Source organism: Cupriavidus sp. GW822-FHT02D05 (assembly GCF_058802485.1).
Genome location: NZ_JBXAOE010000002.1, coordinates 231,329 through 250,793, shown reverse-complemented (window position 1 = coordinate 250,793; position 19,465 = coordinate 231,329). Strand labels below are relative to the sequence as shown.

Here is a 19,465-nt window from a genome sequence, read left to right as displayed (position 1 = left end):
TCTATTCTTCTATTAACGACGTGCTGCGTTAAGCCACCGCCATGCCGCCGTGCCGCAGCAGTGCGTCAATCTGCGGCGCGCGGCCGCGGAACGCGGTGAACGATTCCATGGCCGGGCGGCTGCCGCCCACCGACAGGATTTCCCTGCGGTAGCGTGCGCCGGTCTCGGCGTCGAGCACGGTGCCGGAGAGCTTCGCGGCTTCCTCGAAGGCCGCATAGACGTCGGCGGACAGCACTTCGGCCCACTTGTAGCTGTAGTAGCCCGCCGCATAGCCGCCGGCAAAGATATGGCTGAAGGTGTTCGGCCAGCGTGACAGCGGGTGCTGCGGCACCACATGGGCGCGATCGTTGATCTCCCTGGACAGCGCCAGCACGGACTTCTCGCCCGCGGGGTCGAAGCTGGTGTGCAGGTGCATGTCGAACGACGAGAACACGATCTGGCGCAGCGTCATCATGCCGTTCTGGAAGTTCTTTGCGGCCAGCATGCGCTCGAACAGCTCGCGCGGCAGCGGCTCGCCGGTGTCGACGTGCGCGGTCATGTCGGCCAGCACTTCGTACTCCCAGCAGAAGTTCTCCATGAACTGCGAGGGCAGCTCAACGGCATCCCATTCCACGCCATTGATGCCGGACACGCCCAGCTCGCCCACCTGGGTGAGCATATGGTGCAGGCCGTGTCCGAACTCGTGGAACAGCGTGATCACTTCGTCGTGGGTGAAGACCGCGGGCTTGCCGCCCACCGGCGCCGTGAAGTTGCAGGTCAGGTAGGCCACCGGGGTTTGCACGCGCCCGTCGTCCAGCAGCTTGCGGCCTCGGGCATCATCCATCCACGCGCCGCCGCGCTTGCCTTCGCGGGCGTAAAGGTCGATGTAGAACTGCGCCAGCAGCTCGCCCTCGGGCGATACCACGCGAAAGAAGCGCGCGTCTTCGTGCCACGTCTGGGCCTGGTCGGCTTCGATGCGCACCGAGAACAGCTTCTCCACCACGCTGAACAAGCCCTTGAGCACCTGCGGCTCGGGGAAGTATTGCTTTACCTCCTGCTCGGAGAAGGCGTAGCGCTGCTCGCGCAGCTTTTCCGACGCGTAGGCCACGTCCCAGGGCGAAAGGTCGCTCAGGCCCAGCTCGCTTGCGGTGAATGCCTTGAGCTCGTCCCAGTCCTTCTCGGCATACGGACGCGCTTTGGCGGCCAGTTCGTCCAGGAAGCGCAGCACTTCGGCCGGGGATTCTGCCATCTTGGGCACCAGCGAGACCTCGCCGAAGGAGGCGTAGCCGAGCAACTGCGCTTCTTCGCGGCGCAGCGCGAGCTGCTCGCGCATATTGGCCGTGTTGTCCCACTCGGCCTTGCCCTGGCCGTACTGCTCAGCCAGTTCCGAGGCGCGGGTGACGCTGGCCTCGTACATGGTCTGGCGCAGCGCGCGGTCGTCCGCGTATTGCAGCACCGGGAAGTAGGAGGGGAAGTGCAGGGTGAATTTCCAGCCCGGCTTGCCGTCCTTTTCAGCGGCATGGCGCGCGGCTTCCAGCGCGTCTTCAGGGATGCCGCTCAGGCGGCTTTCGTCCTCGATCAGCAGCGCGTAGGCATTGGTGGCATCGAGCACGTGGTCGGAGAAGGCCTTGGACAACTGGGCCTGCTGCTCCTGGATCGCGGCAAAGCGGGGCTTCTTGTCTTCGGGCAGTTCCGCGCCGCCCAGGCGGAAACCGCGCAACTCGTTTTCCATCAGTTGGCGCCGAGCCGCGCTCATGGTGGCGAATTCGGGGCTCGCGGCGATTGCCTTGTACTTGTCATAGAGCGCCAGGCTCTGGCCCAGCGACGACCAGAACTCGGTCATGCGCGGCAGGTTGTCGCTATGCGCCTGGCGCAAGGGCGGCGTATCCGCCACCGCGCTCAGGTGACCCACCACGCCCCAGGCGCGTCCCAGCGGCTCGGTGGCGGCTTCCAGCGCTTCCACGGCATTGGCCCACGTGGCTTCGGTGGCCGGGTCTTCGGCACGGTCGACGGCGGCTTGCGCGGTCGCCAGCAGCACGTCCAGCGCCGGGCCGATGTGCTCGGGGCGGATCTCGGAGAAACGCGGCAGGTCGGTGAAATCCAGCAGCGGATTGTCGCCGTTTGCGTGATTTGCAGCGTTGGCTTGGTTGGCGGCTTGGTCCATGACGTCTCTCTTGGCAGGGCCAGTAAGGGCAATGCCCCGCACATTGGGGCGGGGCAGCGGGATTTCCAGTGCCAGGCAGCACCCGGCGCGCAAGGCGCCGGCGCTGTCCGCGGCAGGCCGATACGACGTTCAGCCGGCCGCGCGCTCGGCGGCTTCCAGCGTATTGATCAGCAGCATCGTAATGGTCATCGGGCCAACGCCGCCCGGCACAGGGGTGATGTAGCCGGCCACTTCCTTGACGCCGTTGAAGTCGACATCGCCGCACAGCTTGCCATTGTCGTCGCGGTTCATGCCCACGTCGATCACGGCCGCGCCGGGCTTGACCATGTCAGCGGTGATGATGTTGCGCCGGCCCACGGCGGCCACGATCACGTCCGCGTCGCGCGTATGGGCGCCCAGGTCACGCGTCTTGCTGTTGCAGATGGTGACGGTGGCGCCGGCCTGCAGCAGCAGCATCGCCATCGGCTTGCCGACGATATTGGAGGCGCCGACCACCACCGCGCGGGCGCCGCGCAGCGGGAAATCGACCGATTCCAGCATCTTCATGCAGCCATAGGGCGTGCACGGGCGGAACAGCGGGGCGCCGGTCATCAGGGCGCCGGCATTGGCCACGTGGAAGCCGTCCACGTCTTTTTCCGGGGCGATCGCTTCGAGCACTTTGTGGCTGTCGATATGCTTGGGCAGCGGCAACTGCACCAGGATGCCGTGGATGTGCGGGTCGCGGTTCAGGGCGTCGATGCGGGCCAGCAGGTCGGCCTCGGACAGGTCGGCGGGGTAGCGGTCGAGCGAGGAATGGAAGCCATTGTCGTCGCAGGCCTTGACCTTGTTGCGCACATAAACCTGGCTAGCCTGGTCTTCGCCCACCAGGACCACGGCCAGGCCGGGCCGGTGGCCGCGTTCGGTCAGGCGGGCGGCGCGCTGGGCGGCTTCGGTGCGGAGTTGCTTGGCAAGGGCGTTGCCGTCGATGAGTTGGGCTGGCATGGGGATGGGCGCTGGAGAGCTGGAGGTGGTCAAAGCGGAATTATAAAGGTTGACGCAACCCGGGGCGCAGGAGAGTAGGGCGCTGGTAGCATGGCCGCATGGATGCCCCGAACCCTTTCGCCATGGCCGCCGCGGCCGAACCAGCTGTCCTCATCGTGCTCAGCCTGGCCGCCATGGCCTGGGCGCTGAGCCGCCGGCCTTGGCAACTGCTGCAGCGCGACGATTTGCAGCACGGCTGGCTGGGCGCGCTGGTGCTGCTGGCGCTGCTATGGACGGCCCGTGCGACGCTGCCGGGCGGGCTGGCGATCCAGCTGTTCGGCGCCACCCTGATGGTGACCCTGTTCGGGCTGCCGCTGGCCCTGCTGTCGCTGTTCGTGGTGGATCTGGTGTCGTTCCTGGGGCTGGGCTACCTGGCTGGCGACACCTGGGCCCGGCTGGACTGGGCGGCGCTATGGCCGCGCTATGTCTGGATGGGGTTGTTGCCCGCCTTGTTGTCGGCCGCGCTGCAGGGGGCCATGCGCCGGCTGCTGCCGCGCCATCCCTTTGTGTTCATCCTCGGCCATGGCTACTTTGCCGCTGGGCTGGCCGCCCTGGGCGCGGGGGCGGCGCGCGCGGTCTGGCGTAGCTACAGCGTGGGCGACGGGGTGCTGTCGCTGCCCGATACGCTGACCGCCGTGCTGATCCTGGCGTTTGGCGAGGCCTTTCTCACGGGCATGCTGGTGGCGGTGTTCGTGGTCTACAAGCCGCAATGGGTTGTGACCTTTCGCGACGAGGAGTACCTCGGGCGTTGAGCTGGCACCCCCCCGCAAGCTCGGCGGGGGGCTTCGGCGCCGGCTCGGCTGTTTCGGCTGTTGCTTCAGCTGTTTTTGGACAGGGCCAGGCGCAGCAGGTCGGCCACGGTGTTGACGTTGAGCTTTTCCATGATGTTGGCGCGGTGCGCCTCCACGGTCTTGATGGAAATGCCCAGGTCGTCGGCAATCTGCTTGTTCAGCCGGCCGGCCACGATGCGCTCCAGCACCTGCTGCTCGCGCGTGGTGAGCTTGCCCAGCAGGTCCTTGGCGGCGCGCTGCTCGCGGGCGGCGGAATGGTCGGTGCGGGCCTTTTGCAGCATGCGCTCCACCAGCGATCGCAGTTCGGACTCATCGAACGGCTTTTCGATGAAGTCGATTGCGCCCTTCTTCATGGTGGAGACTGCCATCGGCACGTCGCCGTGGCCGGTGATGAAGACGATCGGGATATTGATGTTCTCCGCGATCATGCGTTCCTGCAGCTCGGGCCCGCTCATGCCCGGCATCCGCACGTCCAGGATCAGGCAGGAGACCTGGCCCGAGTCGTAGGCGGAAAGGAACTGTTCGGCGCTGGTAAAGCTGCGAACCTGGTAGCCATTGCCCTCCAGCAGCCAGGTCAGCGAGTCGCGCATGGCTTCATCGTCGTCGACGATGAAGACGGTCTCGCCGCGGTGGGAGGTGGGGTTTGGCGTTACGGTCATGAAGTCTCCTGGGACATCAAAGTCATTTGCCGCCAAGTGTAACCGGGCCGGGCGGCAAGCGACAGGGGCGGCCCTGGCGCGCCTGATCCTGTCTTGGCAATGCCGGGCGGCCCGCCCGGCGCCTTATTGGTCGGTTATTGGTCGATCAGCGCCGGCTGCAGCGGCAGCATGATCTTGAACGTGCAGCCGATGCCGTCGGCATTGTTCTCTACCCACAGGCGCCCCTGGTGGGACTCGATGATGGAGCGGCAGATATTCAAGCCCATGCCCATGCCGTCGGACTTGGTGCTGAAGAACGGTTCAAACAGGCGTTCTTTCGTGGCTTCGTCAACGCCAGGGCCCTGGTCGATCACGTCGATGCGCATGTTCGGGCCGATCTCGCCCGGCTCGATGCGCGCGTGCAGGCGCACCACGCCGGTGGCGCGCAGCGCCGGCAGCCCGGCCATGGCCTCGACGGCGTTCTTAAGCAGGTTGACCAGCACCTGCTCGATCAGCACCGGATCGACGAACAGCACCACCGGCGGCGCCGGCAGCCGGGTCAGGATGGTGACGCGGCGGCGGGTGGCCTCCAGGTCGGCCAGCCCGACCGCGTCGGCCACGATGTCGTGCAGGGCGGCTTCGCGGCGCTGGGGCTGGCTTCGCTTCACGAAGCCCCGGATGCGGCTGATGATGGTGCCGGCGCGCACGGCCTGCGCCGAGGTCTTCTCCAGGATCGGGATCAGGTCCTCGGCAGTGCTGCGCCCGGAGCGCAGCCGGGCCACCGCGCCCATGCAGTAGTTGTTGATGGCCGCCAGCGGCTGGTTCAGCTCGTGCGCGAGCGACGACGCCATCTCGCCCATGGTGGTCAGGCGGCTGGTGAACTGCAGCCGTTCCTCATGCTGGCGCGCCATTTCCTCGGCGGCCTTGCGCACCGTGATATCGGTGGCGATCTGCATCTGCGCCAGATGGCCGTCGACCCACTGAATGTAGCGGCGGCGCACTTCGAACCATTTCTGCATGTCGGGCACGAAGACTTCCCGCGCGTCCGAGGAGTAGGGCATCAGCTCCGAGGCTGGCAGGCCGGCGTAGGCGTCGACGAAGTCGGTGGCGTCGCTGGAGACCTGCTCCTTGTCGACCTCGCCGCCGGCCAGCTTCAGGTGGCCCTCGGCTTCCCAGCCGAACAGCTGGCGGTAATAGCGGTTGGCGAACAGCAGCTCGGGCTTGTCGGTGGCCAGCACGGACACCGCGGCGTCCAGGCTTTCCAGCACCGTGGTGAAACGGTCGTGGGCGGCGGCGAGCTCCTCGCGGGCGCGCTTGGGCTCGGTGATATCCGTCATCGAGGCCATCCAGCCGGTGTGCCTGCCGCGGCTGTCCACCAGCGGCGAGACATACATGCGGGCGTAGAAGCTGCTGCCGTCGCGCCGCATGGCGCGCATCTCATAGCCGCTGGCCGGGGATTTGCCCTGCAACGTCAGGTCGATCTGCTTTTGCATCTCCTGATGGTCATTGGGCGGCCAATAAGGGAATGGCGGCACGCGGCCGACCAGGTCGCTGTCCTGCCAGCCGGTCATGCGGCAGAAGGCGGGATTGACGTAAGTGATGCGGCCATTCAGGTCGAGTGCGCGCAACCCGATCAGCATCGAGTTTTCCATCGCGCGGCGAAACGACGTCTCAGCCAGCAAGGCGCGCTGCGCCTCGGAGCGCCGGCTGGTGTGGCGCCACATGCTCCACAGGCTCCACAGCAGGAAGCACGACAGCCCCACCACCAGCCACAGCAGCATGTTGTTGGGCAGGTTGGAGGCGGGCGGGTAGGCGTCGGCGCGCAGCGACAACGAGTGCCCCGGCGGGTCCAGCAGCACCTCGTAGGACAGCGCGTTGCCCGGCACCGGCCGCAACGAAGTGCTGGCGCGGATCTGGTTGTTCTTGTCGATCAGCGAGAAGCGGTAGCGCTCGGTCAGCTCCGGCGGCAGCAGGTGGGTCAGGATGCCGTTGATGGAGTAAAGCGCGCCGAGGGTGCCGAGGAACTCGTTGTCCCGTACGATCGGCACCTCCATCAGCATGAAGCTGTCGCCGCGGTCGTTGACCAGCGGGCGCGAGTACACCACGCGCTGGGTTTCGCGCGCTGCGTCGAAGGTATCGAGCACCTCGGGCTCCAGCGGCTGGTCCTGGGTTTCGCGCAGCCGGCTGGCGAATTCGGAGGTGGACGGCAGCGACCAGCGCCCGCGCCGGGTCGCATCCAGCCAGTTGACGAAGACGATTTCCGGGTTCTCGCGCAGGATTTCCTGCGCGGCGGTGCGGTAGGCGCCCTGGTCCAGCTGGGCGGCGGCGATGTCGCGCGCCAGCGAGGCTAGCTGATCCTGGTTGCTCAGCAGGGACAGGCGCACGCGCTGCTGGGCCCAGGCAGCGTCGCGATAAAGCGCGTCGCGTTGCTGCTGGCGCTCGGTTTCATGGAGCGACCACAGGATCACGCCCATCGCCACCGTGAACAGCACGATCGCTATCAGCGGGATGAACATGAACCAGCTGGTCGCCACCAGGTTGCGCCAGCGCAGCCACCACAATCCGCGCGGCGGCCCGTTGACGGCGGCGGGCTCGTCCACGTGGCCAAGCGTATCGAGGGGCGTCAGCGGGTTGGGCGGGGCGACCAGCGTAGGGTCGCTGCCGCTCGCCTTGGCGGAGCCGGAAGCGGAGGGAGGGACGACTGCGGCGCGGAGGTGGGAAAAGAAATCTTTGAGGGACGGCATGGTGGGATTGACGACTGACCGACCAGTGTAGCGGGATTGCGGCGCCCCGTCGCTTGGGGTAAGCGCCAATGCGGCACTGCGGCATTCCTGCCGAAGGCGCGGCGGGTCGGCGGCGTTTGGTGGCAAGGGCTGGCGCAGTTTTGTGGTGCGCTGCCGCAATATTTCGCATTGTAAGAAACCATATCGCAATTTGAAAATTGGGCTTGTCTTGCCCAATGTGCTTCCATAGAATCGGTCCGACCGAAAAGTGCGGACGGCAGTGCTGCGTCCGGTCCTGCCAGCCTCGCTGGCAAGCCCGGGCGAAGCGCTAGCGAAGGACCGTGCGAAGACACTCGCGGCCCGCGCGCCGTACCGTAGTCACACCGTCAGGCCGGGGCTCCCACCACAAGAATCAGGGGGCACCGAGGCAGGAATTCACCAGGAGACAGTCATGTCAGCTGTACCAGAGCAGATCCTCGGCGCAAGCAGCGCCAACGACGCCGATCCCCAGGAAACCCACGAGTGGCTTGATGCCCTGCAGGGCGTGATCGCCGCCGAAGGCACCGACAGGGCCGCCTTCCTGATCGACAAGCAAATCGAATACGCACGCGTGAACGGCGTCACCCAGCCGTTCCACGCTGAAACGCAGTACATCAACACCATCCCGGTGGAGCAGCAGGCCCGCATTCCCGGCGACCAGGACATCGAGCACCGCATCCGCTCGTACACCCGCTGGAACGCCATGGCGATGGTGCTGCGCGCCAACAAGCACACCAACGTTGGCGGCCATATTTCCTCGTTTGCCTCGGCGGCCACGCTGTATGACGTCGGCTACAACCACTTCTGGCACGCTCCGTCCGAGAAACACGGCGGCGACCTGGTGTTCGTGCAGGGCCACTCGGCCCCGGGCGTGTATTCGCGCGCCTTCCTGCTCGGCCGCCTGAGCACGGAACAACTCGACAGCTTCCGCCAGGAAGTCGACGGCAAGGGCATCTCGTCCTACCCGCACCCGTGGCTGATGCCGGACTTCTGGCAATTCCCGACGGTGTCGATGGGCCTGGGCCCGATCATGGCCATCTACCAGGCCCGCTTCATGAAGTACCTGCACAGCCGTGGCCTGGTGCAGACCGAAGGCCGCAAGGTCTGGGCCTTCCTGGGCGACGGCGAGACCGATGAGCCGGAATCGCTGGGCGCCATCGGCATGGCCGGGCGCGAGAAGCTGGACAACCTGGTGTTCGTGATCAACTGCAACCTGCAGCGCCTGGATGGCCCGGTGCGCGGCAACGGCAAGATCATCCAGGAACTCGAATCCGAGTTCCGCGGCGCCGGCTGGAACGTGATCAAGGTGGTGTGGGGCAGCCGCTGGGACCAGCTGCTGGCACGCGACAAGAAGGGCCTGCTGATGAAGCGCATGATGGATTGCGTGGACGGCGAGTACCAGACCTTCAAGGCCAAGGACGGCGCCTACGTGCGCGAGCATTTCTTCAATACCCCTGAGCTCAAGGCGATGGTGGCCGACTGGTCCGACGAGGACATCTGGCGCCTGAACCGTGGTGGCCACGATCCGCACAAGATCTACGCCGCCTATAGCGCCGCCAACGAACACAAGGGCCAGCCCACGCTGATCCTGGCCAAGACCATCAAGGGCTATGGCATGGGCGATGCCGGCCAGGCCATGAACATCAGCCACCAGCAAAAGAAGATGCCGGTGGACGCGATCCGCCGCTTCCGCGACCAGTTCAACATCCCGGTCTCCGACGACAAGATCGAGGAAGTGCCGTACATCACCTTCGAGGAAGGCTCGAAGGAACTGGAATACATGCGCGCCCGCCGCATGGATCTGGGCGGCTACCTGCCGGCCCGCCGCCAGAAGGCAGAGGCCCTGAAGGTGCCTGAGCTGTCCGCCTTCGACGCGCTGCTCAAGGCCACCAGTGAAGGCCGTGAAGTGTCCACCACCATGGCCTTCGTACGGATCCTGAACACGCTGCTCAAGGACAAGCAGATCGGCAAGCACGTGGTGCCCATCGTGCCCGACGAGTCGCGTACCTTCGGCATGGAAGGCCTGTTCCGCCAGATCGGCATCTGGAACCAGCAAGGCCAGAAGTACGTGCCGGAAGACCACGACCAGCTGATGTTCTACAAGGAATCGCAGACTGGCCAGGTGCTGCAGGAAGGCATCAACGAAGCCGGCGCCATGTGCGACTGGATCGCCGCCGCCACGTCGTACTCGACGCACGGCATCCAGATGATCCCGTTCTACATCTATTACTCGATGTTCGGCATCCAGCGTATCGGCGACCTGTGCTGGGCGGCCGCCGACATGCGCTCGCGCGGCTTCCTGCTGGGCGGCACCTCGGGCCGCACCACGCTCAACGGCGAAGGCCTGCAGCACGAAGACGGCCACTCGCATGTGTTCCATGCCGTGATCCCGAACTGCATCTCGTATGACCCGACCTTCCAGTACGAGCTGGCGGTGATCATGCAGGACGGCCTGCGCCGCATGTACGCCGAGCAGGAAGACGTCTACTACTACCTGACGGTGATGAACGAGAACTACGAGCATCCGGAAATGCCGGCTGGCGTAGAGGGCGACATCGTCAAGGGCATGTACCAGTTCAAGAAGGGCGTGGAAAACAGCAATGCGCCGCGTGTGCAGCTGCTGGGTTCGGGCACGATCTTCCGCGAGGTGATTGCCGCTGCCGACCTGCTCAAGAAGGACTGGGGCGTGGAATCGGACCTGTGGGGTTGCCCGAGCTTTACCGAACTGGCCCGCGAAGGCCACGACGTGGAGCGTTGGAACTTGCTGCACCCGAGCGAGCCGCAACGCGAGTCGCACGTGACCAAGAGCCTCAAGTCGGTGCGCGGCCCGGTGATCGCCTCGACCGATTACGTGCGCGCCTTTGTCGACCAGATCCGTCCCTTCGTGCCGCGTCGTTTCGTGGTGCTGGGCACCGACGGTTTCGGCCGCTCGGACACCCGCGAGAAGCTGCGTCACTTCTTCGAGGTGGACCGTCACTGGGTGACGCTGGCTGCACTGAAGGCGCTGGCTGACGAAGGTGCCATCGGTCGCGACAAGGTGGCCGAAGCCATCAAGAAGTACAACCTCGACCCCAACAAGCCGAACCCGATGTCGGTCTAAGCAGGCCGACTGCACGAACCCCCGCAGGAGCGGCAATGCCGCGTGCGCGGGCGCCGGGCTGATTCCCGGCGCCTTGCGGCGCGGCGGCGTGACAGATCACGGCGGTGAGGGTAACCTCACACGCTCGTGTTTGTCGTGCGCGCCGGCCTGCCCAGGAGACACTGAATGAGTCAAGCGATTGAAATCAAGGTGCCGGATATCGGCGATTACGACGCCGTTCCCGTCATCGAAGTGCACGTGAAACCGGGCGACACCATCAACGCGGAAGACGCGCTGGTGACCCTGGAATCGGACAAGGCCACGATGGACGTGCCTTCGCCCCAGGGCGGCACTGTCAAGGAAGTCAGGATCAAGATTGGCGACAACGTCGCCGAAGGCACCGTGCTGGTGATGCTGGAGCCTGCCGGTGCGGCTGCCGCCGCGCCCGCACCGGCCGCAGCCGCACCGGCTCCCGCAGCCGCCGCCGCCGCGCCGGCTCCCGCCCCGACGCCGGCCCCGGCCCCGGCGGCAGCCAGCGCTCCCGCGCCGGCCGCTGCCGCAGGCCCGGTCGAGGTCAAGGTGCCGGACATCGGCGACTACGACTCGGTCCCGGTGATCGAAGTCCACGTCAAGCCGGGCGACACCATCAACGCCGAAGACGCGCTGGTGACGCTGGAGTCCGACAAGGCCACCATGGACGTGCCGTCGCCGGCCGCCGGGGTGGTCAAGGAAGTCCGGATCAAGGTCGGTGACAACGTCGCCGAAGGCACGCTGATCCTGATTCTCGAAGGCGCCGCCGGTGCTCCGGCCAGCGCGCCTGCCGCTGCTGCCCCGGCTGCCCCGGCTGCTGCTGCTCCGGCTGCCGCTCCCGCTCCCGCAGCCAGCGCTCCGGCCCCGGTCCCTGCGGCCGCGCCCGCCGCGGCTGCTCCGGTAGCCGGCGTGACCGGCACCGCTGCCCATGCCAGCCCCTCCGTGCGCAAGTTCGCGCGTGAGCTGGGTGTGGATGTGTCGCGCGTGCCGGGCACCGGCCCCAAGGGGCGGATCACCCAGGACGACGTGCAGGCCTACGTCAAGGGCGTGATGAGCGGTCAGGCCGCAGCCCCGGCAAAGGCAGCCGCTGCCCCGGCTGGTGGTGGCGAGCTGAACCTGCTGCCGTGGCCGAAGGTGGATTTCACCCGTTTCGGCGAGGTCGAAAGCAAGCCACTGTCGCGCATCAAGAAGCTCTCGGGCGCGAACCTGCATCGCAACTGGGTGATGATTCCCCACGTCACCAATCACGACGAGGCCGACATCACCGAGCTGGAAGCCTTCCGCGTGCAGCTCAACAAGGAATACGAGAAGCAAGGCGTCAAAGTCACCATGCTGGCCTTCATGATCAAGGCCACCGTCGCCGCGCTGAAGAAATTCCCGAATTTCAACGCCTCGCTCGATGGCGAGAACCTGGTGCTGAAACAGTATTTCAACATCGGTTTCGCCGCTGACACGCCGAACGGCCTGGTTGTGCCGGTGATCAAGAACGCCGACAAGAAGGGCGTGATCGAGATCGGCCAGGAAATGAACGAACTGGCCAAGCTGGCGCGCGACGGCAAGCTCAAGCCGGACCAGATGCAAGGCGGCTGCTTCTCGATCTCCTCGCTGGGCGGCATCGGCGGCACGTATTTCACGCCGATCATCAACGCGCCGGAAGTGGCCATCATGGGCGTGTGCAAGTCGTACCAGAAGCCGGTGTGGGATGGTAAGCAGTTCGTGCCACGCCTGACGCTGCCGCTGTCGCTGTCGTGGGATCACCGCGTCATCGACGGTGCGGAAGCGGCTCGCTTCAACACCTATTTCGGTCAGTTGCTGGCCGATTTCCGCCGCATCCTGCTGTAAGGCGGGCAGGGCGCGCCCGGCCTCGCGGCCATGCGCGCCCTTACCTGCAACGTCTGCAACCTGCAAACAGGAAGCGAGCCCATGACTACCTGCGTTGTCGTCAAGAAGGCCGGCGAAGTGGCGATTGCCGCCGACGCGCTGGTGACGTTTGGCGACACCCGGCTCACGCGCGCCTACGAGCGCAACCAGAAGGTGTTCCCGGTGGGTGACAGCTTCGTGGCGCTCGCCGGCACCACCGCGCACTTCCCGGTCATGCGCAGCCTGTTGGCCGGACTGGGCGAGGATTGCCGGCTGGGTTCGCGCGATGACGTCTTCCGGACCTTCCTCAAGGTGCATGAAAAACTCAAGAACGAGTATTTCATCAACACCAAGGAGGACGAGGACGATCCTTACGAGTCCTCGCAGATCGTCTGCCTGATTGCCAATCCGGCCGGCATCTTCGGCGTGTATTCATACCGCGAAGTCTTCTCGTTCGATCGCTTCTGGGGCATTGGCTCGGGGCGCAACTACGCGTTGGGCGCCATGCACGCGGTCTACGACCAGCCGGGCCTGGCTGCCCGCGAGATCGCGCGGATCGGGGTGGATGCAGGGGTGGAGTTCGACAAGAGTTCGGCAGGCCCGGTCGAGGTGCAGGTGGTGCAACTGGCTGACATGGCTGGCGACGGAGCAACCAATAACGATGGCGCGCCCCGCATCTGAAGCGGAGTGCGTTCTTGAGGAGCAAAACATGAGTGTGATCGAAGTCCAGGTGCCGGATATCGGCGATTTCGACGCGGTGGAAGTCATCGAGGTGCTGGTCAAGGCTGGCGATACGGTCGAGCAGGAGCAGTCGCTGATCGTGCTCGAGTCCGACAAGGCCAGCATGGATGTGCCGTCATCCGCCGCCGGCAAGGTGGTGGAGGTGCGCGTCAAGGTGGGCGACAAGGTCGCCAAGGGCGCCGTCATCTGCACGCTGGAGAGCGAAGCCGCGGCCAAGCCGGCGGCCGCGCCGGTCCCTGCGCCCGCGCCTGCGCAGGCATCCGCGCCCGCGGCGGCTCCAGCTCCGGCTGCGGCTCCCGTGGCCGCCGCGCATGCGGGCAGCGCGGATATTACCTGCGACATGCTGGTGCTCGGCGCCGGCCCTGGTGGCTACTCGGCCGCCTTCCGCAGTGCCGATCTCGGCATGAACACCGTGCTGGTCGAACGCTACAGCACGCTCGGCGGCGTCTGCCTGAACGTGGGCTGCATCCCCTCGAAGGCGCTGCTGCACAACGCCGCCGTGATCGACGAAGCCAAGGCCCTGGCGGCCCACGGCATCCTGTTCGGCGAGGCCAAGATCGACCTCGACGGGCTGCGCCACTACAAGGAAACCGTGGTCGGCAAGCTGACCGGCGGCCTGGCCGGCATGGCCAAGGCACGCAAGGTACAGGTCGTGCGCGGTATCGGCACCTTCCTCGACCCGCATCACCTCGAGGTGCAGGAAACCGAAGGCGACGCCAAGGAGACGACGGGCAAGAAGACGGTGATCCGCTTCGAAAAAGCCGTCATCGCCGCCGGCAGCCAGGCGGTCAAGTTGCCTTTCATCCCCGAGGACCCGCGCATCGTCGACTCCACCGGCGCGCTGGAACTGCCGGAAGTGCCCAACAAGATGCTGGTCATCGGCGGTGGCATCATCGGGCTGGAAATGGCCACGGTGTACAGCACGCTGGGCGCCAACATCGACGTGGTGGAAATGCTCGATGGCCTGATGCAGGGCGCCGACCGCGACCTGGTCAAGGTCTGGGACAAGATGAACAAGAAGCGCTTCGACAAGGTCATGCTCAAGACCAAGACGGTCGGCGTGGAAGCGAAGCCGGACGGCATCTACGTCAAGTTCGAAGGCGAACAGGCGCCGGCCGAGCCGCAACGCTACGACCTGGTGCTGGTGTCGGTGGGCCGCGTGCCCAACGGCAAGCGCATCGGCGCGGAGAAGGCGGGGGTGGCGGTCACGGATCGCGGCTTTATCGACGTCGACAAGCAGATGCGCACCAATGTGCCGCACATCTTCGCTATCGGCGACATCGTCGGCCAGCCCATGCTGGCCCACAAGGCGGTGCACGAAGCGCACGTGGCAGCGGAAGCCGCGCACGGCGAGAAGGCCTACTTTGATGTCAAGCAGATTCCGTCGGTGGCCTACACCGATCCGGAAGTGGCCTGGGCCGGCGTGACCGAAGACCAGTGCAAGGCGCAGGGGATCAAGTACAGCAAGAGCGTGTTCCCGTGGGCAGCTTCCGGCCGTGCTATCGCCAATGGCCGCGACGAAGGCTTTACCAAGCTGATCTTCGACGAGGAAACCCACCGGATCATCGGCGGGGGCATCGTTGGCATGCATGCCGGCGACCTGATCAGCGAAGTCTGCCTGGCAGTCGAGATGGGTGCCGATGCAGTGGATATCGGAAAGACCATCCACCCGCACCCGACGCTGGGCGAATCCATCGGCATGGCAGCCGAGATCTACGAAGGTGTCTGCACCGACGTCCCGCCGCCGCGCAAGCGCTAAGCCCGGACGTTAGCGACACGAGTGAGGCCCGCCGTATGGCGGGCCTTTTTACATCTCGATCCGCAATTAACCGCCAGATTTTTTCCGCATACGCTTGCGGCTACGCCGGTCAAAGCTTGCTTGCACAGGGGAGGGCGTGTGTCAGTGTGTCCGCTTGCCCATGTGTCGCGGGCAAAAAAATCCCGGCGCATGGCCGGGAATGAATCGATATTGGAATACATGGAAACCAGATACCGAGGAGACACCGTAGGAGGCAGAGCGGCTTGGGTAGCCTTCCGTGCTGCCTTCGTTGGCAAAATGCGCTGGCCATGCCAGGCGCGCTTTGCCAACGAACCGGCCGAAGCCGGTCCGTTTCCTGCCGTCGCGGATTAGGCGGCGGTGGTGGCCTTCTTGGTCGCGGTGCGAGCCGTGGCGCTGGCTTGCTGTGCGGCCTTGGTGGCGGCGCTGGCGGCTGCCTGGAAGTTGGTCTCAGCGATTTCAACAGCTTGCTTGGTGGCCTTCTGGACCGACTCGTAAGCGTTGTTGGCGGCGCTGATCGCGGACTTCACGATGGCAACGGTCGACTCGGAGCCGGCCGGGGCGTTCTTGGCGAGGTTCTCGACCAGGGTTTGCACCTTCTTCGAGTTCTCGGCCAGCTGGGCTTCGGCGACCTTGGTGAATTCAGCCTGGGTTTCCGAGGCGATTTCGTACACGTGGCGGCTGTAGGCCAGGGCCTTTTCGGCAACCGGCTGGACCAGCGAGGTCTGGAGGGCCAGGAATTCCTGGGCGTCCTTGGCCGAGAGGGCCTTCTTGGCGTTGTCCACGTTTTCAGCGAACGTGGCCTTGACGACTTGCAGGTTCAGCTCGACCAGCTTTTCGATGCCTTCAAAAGCTTTGGTGGTCAGGCCAAACAGGGTTTCGAGGTTGGCTTTTTGCGCTGCGGCGACTTGTTCCGGGGTGAAGCTCATGCTGGTCTCCAATAATGAAGTTCAAGGTCATGCAAAATTAGGCCGCCCAGATGTCAAAGCCATGACGAAATCAAGGTTAAACCTGTTTTCTCGTCAGCCAGCCCCAGGCGTAAGGGGGTTATCGGCGCGCTCCGCTTGCTCTGCAAAATCGATGGTGCGCCGCAACAATTCCAATTGTAGGGAAAAGAAAAACGGTGTCAAGGGCTTCTTGTGCATTGCACAAATAACTGTTGTTGAAGTCGGTGCGCTGTCACATTTTGGCTGCGTAGCATCGGCAGGCGTGCCACGCCCGGCACCTTGCAGGGAGGAGGGACGGGAGGGGCCGCGCACCCTGGAGCCAGCACAGTGCTACCATCGCGGTCTGCCGGAATCGCCGTCTCCCAAGGGCGCAACCCGCCGGCCGATGCACGGCCAAGTTGCCGCGACCGGCCGCCCGCCTATGTTTGCCCTCATGCTCGCTTTTTACGCCGATCATTTTGTCCTGCCCCTACCTGAGGGCCACCGCTTCCCGATGCGCAAGTACAGCATGTTGAGGGAGACGGTCGAGCGCGACGTGCCAGGGCTGGTGCTGGTCGAGGCGCCGCGGGCCGGGGACGATGCCTTGCTGCTGGCGCACACGCCTGAATATGTCGCGAGCGTCTCCCTGGGCGAACTGGACCCGGCGCGCCAGCGCGAGATTGGCTTTCCGTGGTCGGACGCCATGGTCGAGCGCTCGCGGCGCTCCGCTGGTGCCACCATCGAGGCCTGCCGCGTAGCGCTGCGTGAGGGTATCTCGGTCAACCTGGCGGGCGGCACGCACCACGCCTATGCCGATAAGGGCGGTGGCTTCTGTGTCTTCAACGACGCGGCCATCGCCGCGCGCCAATTGCGTGGCGACGGCCGGGTGGCGCGCGTGGCCGTGGTCGACCTCGACGTGCACCAGGGCAACGGCACCGCCTCCATCCTGCGTGACGATCCCTTCGTCTTCACGCTGTCCTTGCATGGCGAGAAAAACTATCCCTTCCGCAAGGAGGCCAGCGATCTCGACGTGGGCCTGCCCGATGGCTGCGACGACGAGGCTTACGCCCAAGCGCTTCAGGGCGCACTCGATACGCTGTTCGCGCGTTTCGCTCCCGACCTGCTCATTTATCTAGCCGGGGCCGATCCGCATGAGGGCGACCGGCTTGGACGCCTGAAACTGACGCTGGCCGGGCTGGCCCGGCGCGACTGCCTGGTGTTTGATGCGGCCCTGGAACGCGGCCTGCCCATTGCCGTGGCCATGGCCGGCGGCTACGGCAACCAGATCGAGAATACCGTCGCGGTGCATGCGCAGACCATCGCACTCGCCGCGCAATATCACGAACGCTATGCCCGGCGCGACAAGCCGGACGCCGCTGGTGCAGGTGCGGGTGCAGGTGCGATCCTGCCCACTGGCGATACGGAGAAGGCGCAACGATGAGTGCAACCAGCCAGGCCCACGCGGCACGCGGCACCTTGTGGATGGCCGCCATGCCGTGGCTGTTCGTCATGATCTGGAGCACGGGATTCATCGTAGCCAAGTACGGCATGCCGCACGCGGAGCCGATGACCTTCCTGTTTCTGCGCTTTGTCGGTGTGCTGGTGCTGATGGTGCCCTTCGTGTTGATGGCGCGCGTCCCGCTGCCGCAGCGCGCCGGGGCGACCGACTGGCGCATGGTCGGGCACATCGCGCTGGCAGGGCTGTTCCTGCAGGCGGGCTACCTGGGTGGCGTGTGGGCAGCGGTCAAGCTTGGCATGCCGGCGGGCGTCTCCGCGCTGATCGTCGGCATGCAGCCGATCCTGACCGCGCTGGCGGCCTCGCGCATGGGTGAGACCATCGGGCGGCGCCAGTGGCTGGGGTTGCTGCTAGGCATCCTTGGCGTGGGTCTGGTGGTGGCAAACAAACTGTCGGCCAGCGGGCTGTCCGCGCCAAGCCTGCTGCTGGCGCTGGGCGCCTTGTTCTCGATCACCTTCGGCACGCTATACCAGAAACGCCATTGCCCGATGTTCGACCTGCGCATGGGCTCGGTGATCCAGTTCGCGGCGGCGGCGCTGGCCTGCCTGCCGTTCATGTTCCTGACCGAAACCCGTCACGTTGAGTGGAATGCCGAGATGGTTGGCGCGCTCGCCTGGTCGGTGGTCGCGTTGTCCATCGGGGCCATCTCGCTGCTGTTCCTGTTGATCCGCCAAGGCGCGGCCACCAAGGTATCCAGCCTGATGTATCTCACCCCGCCGACCACCGCCGCCATGGCGTGGCTGCTGTTCGGCGAGAGCTTCCCGCTGCTGGCCGCGCTTGGCATGGCCCTGGCCGCCGGTGGCGTTGCGCTGGTGATCCGCCGCTAATTTCCCCATTTCGCGCTTTTCGATGAAACCGACCGCAGATACCCGCAGCGCCTATCGCCATTTCCAGCCCATCACCACGCGCTGGATGGATAACGACGTCTATGGCCACGTCAACAACGTCATCTACTACAGTTATTTCGATACCGTGGTGAACACCTACCTGATCCGGGAGGGCGTGCTGGATATCGAGTCCGGCGACACCATCGGGCTGGTGATCGAGACGCAATGCAATTATTTTGCCGCGCTGAGTTTTCCCGACACGGTGGTGGCGGGGCTGCGCGTGGCGCGGCTGGGCAATTCGAGCGTGCGCTACGAAGTGGGCCTGTTCCGTAACGATGAAGACGTCGCTGCGGCGCAGGGCCATTTTGTTCATGTCTATGTGGATCGCGCCACGCGCCGCCCGGTGCCGCTGCCGCCCGCGTTGCGCGATGCCCTGCAGGCCCTGGTGTGCGAACCCGCGGATGCCGGTGCATGATCCGGCCCGCGCAGAGGAGTTAACAACCATGGATTCGCTGCAGAAACGGAGCGCCGCCCTGATCGATCAGGCCATCATCACGCGCCGCTCGGTGCGCGCGTTTCTCGATACGCCGGTGCCGCGCGACGTGGTCAACGAGATCCTGGCCGTGGCCAGCCGGGCGCCGTCGGGCACCAACGCACAGCCATGGCGGGTCTATGTGCTGACTGGCGATGCCAAGGTGAAGCTGTCGGCGGACGTGCTGGCCGCTTACGACGATCCGCAGCGCGACAGCAAGTATCGCGAGGAGTATCCCTACTATCCACGCGAGTGGGTGGCGCCGTACATTGACCGCCGCCGCAAGGTAGGTTGGGACCTGTACAGCCTGCTGCAGATCAGCCGCGAGGACAAGGCGCGCATGCATGCGCAGCACTCGCGCAACTTCACGTTCTTCGGTGCCCCGGTGGGCATGATCTTCACGATCGACCGCATCCTGGAGCTGGGCAGCTGGCTGGACTACGGCATGTTCCTGCAAAGCATCATGGTGGCGGCGCGGGCGCGCGGGCTGGATACCTGTCCGCAGGCGGCGTTCACCCAGTTCCACGCGGTCATCGGCAATCACTTGCGCCTGCCGGCGGATGAAATGGTGGTGTGCGGCATGGCCCTGGGCCATGCTGACCCCGCCGCCATAGAGAATACCCTTAGTACCGAGCGTGAACCGGTAAGCGGGTTCGCGCGTTTCTTATCTTAAGAAGCTGTCGGCGGCGAAGGCCCGCTTTGTGCCGTCGCTGCCGCTGCATGTTGGCTCGGGGCAACCCCACGGGCGGGTGAGAAAGATGAAACAGTGTGGAATTACCACAGTCGACGTCGGTCTTAATGCACGTGTCATGTGATGCGTGCC

At 65.4% G+C, this 19,465-nt stretch carries 14 protein-coding genes; 9 read left to right on the top strand and 5 right to left on the bottom strand.

Going from position 1 to position 19,465, the window contains the following annotated elements; all coding sequences use genetic code 11:
• Nucleotides 1-28: 28 nt before the first annotated feature.
• Together AC1RQK_RS03520 and folD are read right to left on the bottom strand one after the other, a co-directional pair.
• A complete protein-coding gene (locus AC1RQK_RS03520) occupies nt 29-2,143 on the bottom strand; it encodes a M3 family metallopeptidase (protein WP_492807693.1) in 2,115 nt (704 codons plus the stop codon).
• Between the two features lie 129 nt (nt 2,144-2,272).
• Nucleotides 2,273-3,124 carry a bifunctional methylenetetrahydrofolate dehydrogenase/methenyltetrahydrofolate cyclohydrolase FolD gene (gene folD, locus AC1RQK_RS03515; protein WP_043345220.1) on the bottom strand — a complete coding sequence of 284 codons (852 nt, stop codon included), beginning with the start codon at nt 3,122-3,124 and terminating at the stop codon, nt 2,273-2,275.
• A 98-nt stretch (nt 3,125-3,222) separates the two neighbouring features.
• On the opposite strand from folD, the gene AC1RQK_RS03510 reads away from it, so the two are divergent.
• Complete coding sequence (locus AC1RQK_RS03510) at nt 3,223-3,915, top strand: hypothetical protein (RefSeq protein ID WP_492807691.1); 693 nt, start codon at nt 3,223-3,225, stop codon at nt 3,913-3,915.
• A 65-nt stretch (nt 3,916-3,980) separates the two neighbouring features.
• On the opposite strand, the gene AC1RQK_RS03505 is transcribed toward AC1RQK_RS03510, so the two are convergent.
• Together AC1RQK_RS03505 and AC1RQK_RS03500 are read right to left on the bottom strand one after the other, a co-directional pair.
• Nucleotides 3,981-4,613 carry a response regulator transcription factor gene (locus AC1RQK_RS03505; protein WP_006155997.1) on the bottom strand — a complete coding sequence of 211 codons (633 nt, stop codon included), beginning with the start codon at nt 4,611-4,613 and terminating at the stop codon, nt 3,981-3,983.
• A 134-nt stretch (nt 4,614-4,747) separates the two neighbouring features.
• Entirely contained in the window at nt 4,748-7,336 is a 2,589-nt protein-coding gene (locus AC1RQK_RS03500) for a PAS domain S-box protein (protein WP_492807689.1), read from the bottom strand.
• Between the two features lie 430 nt (nt 7,337-7,766).
• On the opposite strand from AC1RQK_RS03500, the gene aceE reads away from it, so the two are divergent.
• The 4 genes from aceE (at nt 7,767) to lpdA (ending at nt 14,823) form a co-directional block, all read left to right on the top strand.
• The gene (gene aceE, locus AC1RQK_RS03495; protein WP_492375929.1) at nt 7,767-10,454 is read left to right on the top strand and encodes a pyruvate dehydrogenase (acetyl-transferring), homodimeric type; all 2,688 of its coding nucleotides are present in this window, start codon (nt 7,767-7,769) and stop codon (nt 10,452-10,454) included.
• Nucleotides 10,455-10,619: 165 nt separating this feature from the next.
• Complete coding sequence (aceF, locus tag AC1RQK_RS03490) at nt 10,620-12,305, top strand: dihydrolipoyllysine-residue acetyltransferase (RefSeq protein ID WP_492807687.1); 1,686 nt, start codon at nt 10,620-10,622, stop codon at nt 12,303-12,305.
• 81 nt (nt 12,306-12,386) lie between these two features.
• Nucleotides 12,387-13,004, top strand: a complete 618-nt coding sequence (locus tag AC1RQK_RS03485; protein WP_150987807.1) for an Ntn hydrolase family protein — start codon at nt 12,387-12,389, stop codon at nt 13,002-13,004.
• 28 nt (nt 13,005-13,032) lie between these two features.
• Nucleotides 13,033-14,823: a dihydrolipoyl dehydrogenase gene (lpdA, locus tag AC1RQK_RS03480; protein WP_492375931.1), complete on the top strand. Its 1,791-nt coding sequence runs from the start codon at nt 13,033-13,035 to the stop codon at nt 14,821-14,823.
• A 368-nt stretch (nt 14,824-15,191) separates the two neighbouring features.
• Here lpdA and phaP1 read toward each other — a convergent pair whose 3' ends face one another.
• Complete coding sequence (phaP1, locus tag AC1RQK_RS03475; RefSeq protein WP_150987801.1) at nt 15,192-15,770, bottom strand: TIGR01841 family phasin PhaP1; 579 nt, start codon at nt 15,768-15,770, stop codon at nt 15,192-15,194.
• A 451-nt stretch (nt 15,771-16,221) separates the two neighbouring features.
• On the opposite strand from phaP1, the gene AC1RQK_RS03470 reads away from it, so the two are divergent.
• The 4 genes from AC1RQK_RS03470 to AC1RQK_RS03455 are packed head-to-tail and all read left to right on the top strand — an operon-like array spanning nt 16,222 to nt 19,315.
• Nucleotides 16,222-17,208, top strand: coding sequence for a histone deacetylase family protein (locus tag AC1RQK_RS03470; RefSeq protein WP_492375932.1), 987 nt, complete (start codon nt 16,222-16,224; stop codon nt 17,206-17,208).
• Nucleotides 17,205-18,110 carry a DMT family transporter gene (locus AC1RQK_RS03465; RefSeq protein WP_492807685.1) on the top strand — a complete coding sequence of 302 codons (906 nt, stop codon included), beginning with the start codon at nt 17,205-17,207 and terminating at the stop codon, nt 18,108-18,110. Before AC1RQK_RS03470 ends, AC1RQK_RS03465 begins: the two co-directional genes overlap by 4 nt.
• 22 nt (nt 18,111-18,132) lie before the next feature.
• Nucleotides 18,133-18,585, top strand: a complete 453-nt coding sequence (locus AC1RQK_RS03460; protein ID WP_150987792.1) for an acyl-CoA thioesterase — start codon at nt 18,133-18,135, stop codon at nt 18,583-18,585.
• 28 nt (nt 18,586-18,613) lie between these two features.
• Nucleotides 18,614-19,315, top strand: a complete 702-nt coding sequence (locus AC1RQK_RS03455; protein WP_492375934.1) for a nitroreductase — start codon at nt 18,614-18,616, stop codon at nt 19,313-19,315.
• The last annotated feature ends 150 nt before the right edge of the window (nt 19,316-19,465 follow it).

What these genes read in the sequence shown, in the direction of transcription:
- phaP1 (WP_150987801.1), bottom strand. Translation starts at nt 15,770, where the DNA reads ATGAGCTTCACCCCGGAACAAGTCGCCGCAGCGCAAAAAGCCAACCTC.
- AC1RQK_RS03485 (WP_150987807.1), top strand. Translation starts at nt 12,387, where the DNA reads ATGACTACCTGCGTTGTCGTCAAGAAGGCCGGCGAAGTGGCGATTGCC.
- lpdA (WP_492375931.1), top strand. Translation starts at nt 13,033, where the DNA reads ATGAGTGTGATCGAAGTCCAGGTGCCGGATATCGGCGATTTCGACGCG.
- folD (WP_043345220.1), bottom strand. Translation starts at nt 3,124, where the DNA reads ATGCCAGCCCAACTCATCGACGGCAACGCCCTTGCCAAGCAACTCCGC.
- AC1RQK_RS03470 (WP_492375932.1), top strand. Translation starts at nt 16,222, where the DNA reads ATGCTCGCTTTTTACGCCGATCATTTTGTCCTGCCCCTACCTGAGGGC.
- AC1RQK_RS03510 (WP_492807691.1), top strand. Translation starts at nt 3,223, where the DNA reads ATGGATGCCCCGAACCCTTTCGCCATGGCCGCCGCGGCCGAACCAGCT.
- AC1RQK_RS03500 (WP_492807689.1), bottom strand. Translation starts at nt 7,336, where the DNA reads ATGCCGTCCCTCAAAGATTTCTTTTCCCACCTCCGCGCCGCAGTCGTC.
- aceE (WP_492375929.1), top strand. Translation starts at nt 7,767, where the DNA reads ATGTCAGCTGTACCAGAGCAGATCCTCGGCGCAAGCAGCGCCAACGAC.
- AC1RQK_RS03520 (WP_492807693.1), bottom strand. Translation starts at nt 2,143, where the DNA reads ATGGACCAAGCCGCCAACCAAGCCAACGCTGCAAATCACGCAAACGGC.
- aceF (WP_492807687.1), top strand. Translation starts at nt 10,620, where the DNA reads ATGAGTCAAGCGATTGAAATCAAGGTGCCGGATATCGGCGATTACGAC.
- AC1RQK_RS03505 (WP_006155997.1), bottom strand. Translation starts at nt 4,613, where the DNA reads ATGACCGTAACGCCAAACCCCACCTCCCACCGCGGCGAGACCGTCTTC.
- AC1RQK_RS03455 (WP_492375934.1), top strand. Translation starts at nt 18,614, where the DNA reads ATGGATTCGCTGCAGAAACGGAGCGCCGCCCTGATCGATCAGGCCATC.
- AC1RQK_RS03465 (WP_492807685.1), top strand. Translation starts at nt 17,205, where the DNA reads ATGAGTGCAACCAGCCAGGCCCACGCGGCACGCGGCACCTTGTGGATG.
- AC1RQK_RS03460 (WP_150987792.1), top strand. Translation starts at nt 18,133, where the DNA reads ATGAAACCGACCGCAGATACCCGCAGCGCCTATCGCCATTTCCAGCCC.